General features: G+C 31.0%; 4 protein-coding genes. 1 reads left to right on the top strand and 3 read right to left on the bottom strand.

The features are described from left to right. The first annotated feature begins 53 nt into the window (after positions 1-53). Positions 54-4,157, top strand: a complete 4,104-nt coding sequence (locus ICJ85_RS15390) for a two-component regulator propeller domain-containing protein (protein WP_188224693.1) — start codon at positions 54-56, stop codon at positions 4,155-4,157. 313 nt (positions 4,158-4,470) lie between these two features. On the opposite strand, the gene ICJ85_RS15395 is transcribed toward ICJ85_RS15390, so the two are convergent. The 3 genes from ICJ85_RS15395 to ICJ85_RS15405 all read right to left on the bottom strand — a co-directional run. Beyond that, a complete protein-coding gene (locus tag ICJ85_RS15395; protein WP_188224694.1) occupies positions 4,471-4,977 on the bottom strand; it encodes a hypothetical protein in 507 nt (168 codons plus the stop codon). A gap of 30 nt (positions 4,978-5,007) precedes the next feature. After that, complete coding sequence (locus tag ICJ85_RS15400) at positions 5,008-5,682, bottom strand: hypothetical protein (protein ID WP_188224695.1); 675 nt, start codon at positions 5,680-5,682, stop codon at positions 5,008-5,010. Beyond that, positions 5,679-6,578, bottom strand: a 900-nt coding sequence (locus tag ICJ85_RS15405) for a DDE-type integrase/transposase/recombinase (RefSeq protein WP_241739565.1), incomplete at its 5' end; no start/stop codon positions are given. The genes ICJ85_RS15400 and ICJ85_RS15405, both read right to left, overlap by 4 nt.

The raw sequence follows: 6,578 nt of genomic DNA on the forward strand, positions 1-6,578 counted from the left end.
CATTCTAGAAAATTGAAATTGTATATTCGAAGAGTAATTAAAAAGCTTATAAAGTGCATTCAAATCTTAATTTAAAATCTAAAAGCTTCCTTATATTTTTAACTATTTTTCTTCTACTATCCTCTATTGTTACTTCTCAGGAAAACCAATTTAGGTTTCATACATTTTCTCCTGAAGGCGGATTCTATTACGATGGTATTGCACAAATCAAACAAGATCAAAATGGTTTTATATGGATATTAATGGAAAACGATTTATATCGTTTTGATGGCTATAATTACAAACGATACTATAATCATTTTAAAGATTCTGAAGATCTATTTGAAAAAAACTTTAGAAGTATTGTTGTTGACAATCTAGGACAACTTTATGTATCTCTATCAAGTGGTCTTTATACTTATAACAAATTAACCGATTCTTTTACAAAAGTTTTAGAAGGTGATTTTTTTCAATTATGGGTTACAAGAAATAATATAATACTTGCAATCAAATCAAACCATTTTGGAAAATATGATCCGTTAACCAAACGTTTTGTCGAATTCTCTTTTAATGGGAAACCTTTATCGAATGTTCAAAACGTAATTAACGAAAATAAAGGCTTTTTCTTTATTTCATGGGGCAGAAACATTTTTAGATATAACAATGAAACAGACGAAATCTCATCCTTTTATACATTTAAGAATGATAATTTTATCAAAGGGTCCTGTAAAATCCATAATACATTATGGTTACTTTCCGCAAAAAACTCGTTTTATAAAATGGATATTCCATCTGGAAACATAATTAATGAAGAGGAAATCCAACCCTTAAATGAATCCATTTTTCCAAAAATGATTTTAGCCGATAAAAATGAAAAGATTTGGATTGCATCTCAAAAAGGACTTTTCGTTTACAATACAAAAAATAAAACTTGCAAAAATTATATACACGATAAAACAGACCCCTTTAGTCTTCCCAATAATTCTATTTGGACAATTGAAGAAGATTTACAGAAAAATATATGGATAGGCACCTATTCTGGTGGCCTTTGTTATGTAAATCTTGATAAAAAAAACCACTTTACTTCATTTTCTACATCCAACAGTCCTTTAAATCAAAACCTTGTCAGTGGATTTGCTGAAGACGACAATAGCCTTTGGATAGCAACCGAAGGTGGAGGAATAAACCAAATTGACAAAAGAACGAGCACCTATAACTATTATTTAAACTCAAATGAAAATTATACGATATCCTCTAACAATGTAAAATCTTTACTTATAGACCAAAATAAAAATCTCTGGTTTGCAACATTTAGAGGAGGACTCGGTTACTACAATCAAAAAAACAAAAAGTTTAAACATTTTGAACATGACACAAGAGACAACAACTCTATATTGGTTAATAATCTCAGGAAGTTATTACTAGACTCTAAGAATAATCTTTGGATAATTTACCAAAATAAAAACCTAGAAATTTCAAAATACTCCATTAACAACGACATATTCCATCACTACCAAATTGATGACGAAGAGCCTTATCATTATATTTATGACATTTGTGAAAATGGAAATAATCAGCTATGGATTCTTACCCATAATAATTTATATTCCTTCGATAAGGATAGTGGAAAAACAAAAAAAATTGAACTACCAAACAACTCATTACTTTATGGTCAAACCTTTTGTTTAGATGGTAATGAGAATTTATGGATTGGCACTATTGGCAAAGGCTTATACAGATATAATACGAAAACAAATACCTTTAAAAACTTCGATGAAATATTAAAATTCGGAGTATCTTCAATTTATAGTATTTCACTAGACTTCGAAAACAATATCTGGTTGGGAACAGATAATGGCTTATTCAAATACAACACCTCTACAAATTCACTTTTTCGTTTCGACAAAAAAGATGGAGTTCAAGGACAGGTATTCTACCCTCTCTCAACTTTTGTTGATAAATCTGGAAAATTATTATTTGGAGGAACGAAAGGTTTCACGATTGTAAACCCTAGAAATATTGATCAAAATATAATAAAACCAAAAGCTATAATTTCTAACTTTTACATAGATAATACCCCTTCAAATCCAACAACGAAAAACAAATCAATCAATCAAAACTCTATAAGCTTCCCTAAGTCAATAGAACTAAATTACAAACAGTCTAATTTTGGCTTTACCTTTTCATCTAACAACTATTTAGTTCCTGAAAAAAATAGATTTAAATATAGACTTAAAAAATATGATAACCGGTGGATAGAAGTAGATGCCTTTAATCGTAATGCCTTTTATTCTAAAGTCCCTTCCGGAAACTATACTTTTGAAGTTATCGTAGCTAATAACGACGGTATTTGGGGCGACCCACTTAGAATAAGCATAAATAAGTTACCGGCGCCATGGTTAAGTTGGTGGGCATATACCATTTATTTTCTAATTATTTGCTCGGTAATTTTTACTATTTTCAAATACTATCGCTTTCAAAAAAAATTAAAACTTCAACTTTATCTAGATAAACTTAATCAGGAAAAACAAGAAGAAATTCATCAATCACAATTAAGGTTATTCACAAACATCTCTCATGATTTCAGAACCCCACTCTCTTTGATTAGCGCCTCTATAGAAAAACTTAGAAATGAAGGACTTAAAGAGTATTATTACAGAATTTTAAATGGAAATACGAAACGACTTCTTGGTCTTATCAATGAGTTAATGGATTTTAAAGCTATAGAAAACGGCAAATTACCACTCCAAGTAACCAAAGCTAATATTAACGAACAAATTGAAACTTTTGCTTTCGGATTTAAAGATTACGCTCATCAACATGATATATATTTTAATATTGAACTAGATCCAAATCTATCAAGCCTCTTATTTATTGATAAGCATATCCTTGAAAAAATTGTTATGAATTTACTTAACAATTCTTTTAAATTCACAAATAAGGGTGGACAAGTAACTATTAAAACTATTAGTAACAAAAGTAAGTTTCACTCATCCTACCAAAACAAATTTAATCTAGGTGAAATGAATTTACTAAACAACTGCTATTGCATTTCAATTAATGACACAGGGATTGGCATATCGCAAGAAAACCTTCCCAAAATTTTTGAAAGATTTTACACGGCCAATTCTGAAGGGTTCAATACAATTTTTGGAACGGGAATAGGATTGTTTCTGGTTAAAAGTCTCATTTTGTTACATAAGGCTGAACTAATAGTCTATAGTGAAGAAAATAAAGGAACTGACTTTTTAATTTGCTTCCCTACAGACCCAAAAATTTATAAAGATTCAGAATTCTTAAATAATCCTGAAGACTCAAACAGAAAAGAGCCTACCATAGCAAATAAGTCTTATGATATCCAAAAATCCTCGGAAGAAATAATCTCACAAGAAAATAATTATGTAAAGGATAAAAGGCGCATTCTCTTGGCCGAAGATAACGAAGATCTTAGAAATATGATTTCTGACTATTTATCTATTAACTTCGAAATTATTGAGGCTGAAAATGGTCTAGTAGCATTAAATCTTTTAAAAAAAATGAGAATAGACCTCATAATAAGCGATATAATGATGCCCGAAAAAGATGGAATTGCTTTTTGTAAAGAAGTCAAAGAAGATATTAACTACTCTCATATTCCTTTCCTTCTGTTAACAGCCAAAGTAAGTATTGATAGCAAACTAGAAGGAGCTGATTCTGGAGCAGATATATATTTCGAAAAACCAATAGACTTTAAACTCCTTCTTTTATCAGTTAAAAATGTCTTTAAGCAACAAATGCAAATGCGTGAATATTACTCCAAAAATTTCTTTGCTCAAAGTCATGAACTTACGACAAACGAACGCGAAAGTGAATTCATGCGTACTTTCATTTCCATTCTTGATAAAAATTTAGACAAACCTCAAATGGATGTTAACCATATTGCCAACGAAGTATCTATGAGTCGTAGTAAATTGTATAATAAAATAAAAAGTATTACAGGAAATTCTATCATAGAGTTTATAAAAAATTACCGCCTTCGAAAAGCAGCCCACCTTATCATAGAAACCGATCTATCGATGCGTGAAATTATGACTTCTGTAGGAATAGAAAGTCAATCCTACTTCTCAAGAAGCTTTAAAAAAGAGTTTGGGATAACTCCAAGTCAATTTGCAATAAAAAACAAAAAAAATGATTTATAAATTAGAACAATTCAAAATCTCAGTTCTAAGATTTTCATTTGATTAATGAATTCAATCCTTTTGAATAATAAGGAAGCTATCGATTTCCAATTATCAAAAAAATCTTTTTTTTGTATCACACAAATTAAAAACACCCAATAATGGGTGCAACTACTCAAATCCCCCTAAAACACTTTAAAATGGCAATTATTGACTACAATTGCAATTTACACCACCCCTAATTTTATTTTGTGATAATTTTTTATCACAAAAAATATCACAAGAAATTTAGTTATAATTTTGATTGGTTTACTATGTAGTTTACCCCAATTTGTTAGTCTCTTAATGATTCATCATCTAAAAGAAACTGCTCTAAAAGCTTTAAATTAAATCTACTCTTATCCAAACCACTCTCTAAAAACCAAAAACTTTGATATGAATATTCACTTTCTTCATACCTTACTTTCATAACATCTTGTAGTACTTTATCAAACTCTTTAACAAGATAATCCGGAACATGAGTATGAACTTGTTTTAAGGTGGCGATATACCTATCTAGCTCTTCTTTGGATTCTGTTTTTTCTTTATTATAGCGTTTGCTGTAAATCCAGACCACAAGCTGCACGAAGTCTTTGCAAAACAAAAAGTTTTCAACCTTATCTTTTAGCGTTTCATACCTGCAATAATCACCGCTATAAATCTGCTCTAACAACTCTCTTAAGTATTTTGAAACAGTTAGATTTCTCTTCCCTGCTTCGGCTTGTATGGTATCTTTTAATTCTTGCGACAGACGTAAATTTACTGATGGATCAGTATTCTTTACGGGGTATTCTTTACTCATATAATTTTTGGGTGCTTAGTTTGATGTTTATTATTTTAACTTGACTTGAAACACGGCTTCTAAAAGATAGGCATCAACATCTTGTTCGCTAGGTAAATTTGCCTTTTTTGACTTTTTAACTTTAGTAGGTTTATCTTTCGATAAGTTCTCTTTCTTTAAAATATTGTTATAGGCTTTGTTATTGAAAACCGAATTGGGAAGTTCTGTTAATTCTTCTGGAGTTTCTTCTGTTTGTTTTCTATCTAAACAAAAAACAGCCTGAACTTTATCAATATGGCTACTAATCCAATCTAATTGTAGTTTAAACAAGCTTAATTCTTCCTTTGTAACTTCGTTAATCGCTTCATTGGTATTGTTTAATAACCAATCATAAACATACTTGCAGGTAAGTATATGTTTTTGATATTCCCCAAGCAAATAATCAAATGTCTCTTTTGAAAGTTCGTCTCTTAGTTTCTGTAACTGATATACATTATTTTCAAGCTGGGTTGGTTTGCTTAAGAGCTCAACCGTTGGTGAGCATTTATTAGCATAGGTGGTATCACCATTAGCTTTTAAAACCCCTACAGCATTTATTACTCTATAGTCGTTAAATTCCTTTTCCTGTTCTGGGGTTAAATCCGGGAAAATATTATTGGGGATATAAAACAGGCTTGGTCGGTATATACCTTGTACCAACACTTCTAAATCATTGCCGTGGGTCATGCTTTAGTATTTAACAATTGTGAATAATCCTCTGGCAGTTCGGCATCAATATCTCGCAAATACTTTTCAAGAGCTCCCATGGTGGTGTGTCCAGTTATTTGCATCAGTTTACTCTTAGCTGCAAATGGTGACGATTCTTTTACTAGTGCTCTGTAGACTTTCGTGATATAGGTATGTCTAAAGCTATATAAACCATAATCCTGATTAAAACCAAAATGATCTTTAACGACGGTTTTAAATCGTTTACTGAAATAATCACGTCTAGCCTCTAAGGAAGTTTGCTCTCTTACTTGATCTATAGTCTCAAAAATATATCTATTAAGCACACCTCTTCTGTAAGAACCATTGAAGCGTTCAATAAAAGCATTTTGGGTAGGTTTTCCTGGTTGTATATATTGAAATATAATACCATGCATCTCACTCCATTCAGATGTAATATTGGCAATAAACTCAGGACCGTTGTCCATGCGTATTTTTTCAGGCTTCCCTCGTTTATTTACTAAATGGTTCAAAACCCAGACAATTCGGTTACTGGTTAAAGAAAAATCGATTTCAATATGCAATGCCTCTCTGTTGTAATCGTCAATAATATTAAAAGCCCTAAAACGCCTTTTATTTTCAAGCACATCAGTAACAAAATCCATACTCCAAGTATGATTAAGTGTTTTAGGGATATCTAAAGGTTCTTTTACTCTCGCTGGCAAACGTTTTTTAGCCTTACGTCTTAGAGGTAATCCTAAAGCTTTATAAACACGGTGTACCCGTTTATGGTTCCAATAATAACCTTCTCCTTTTAATCGGTCAAAAGCTTTCCAAAAGCCTTCTTCTGGGTGGGCTTCTGCCTTTTGAAGTAGTGCTTGTTCAATTTCTATATCATCCTTAGGCAAGGGCATATA

Source organism: Aestuariibaculum marinum (assembly GCF_014596975.1).
Lineage (GTDB): Bacteria > Bacteroidota > Bacteroidia > Flavobacteriales > Flavobacteriaceae > Aestuariibaculum > Aestuariibaculum marinum.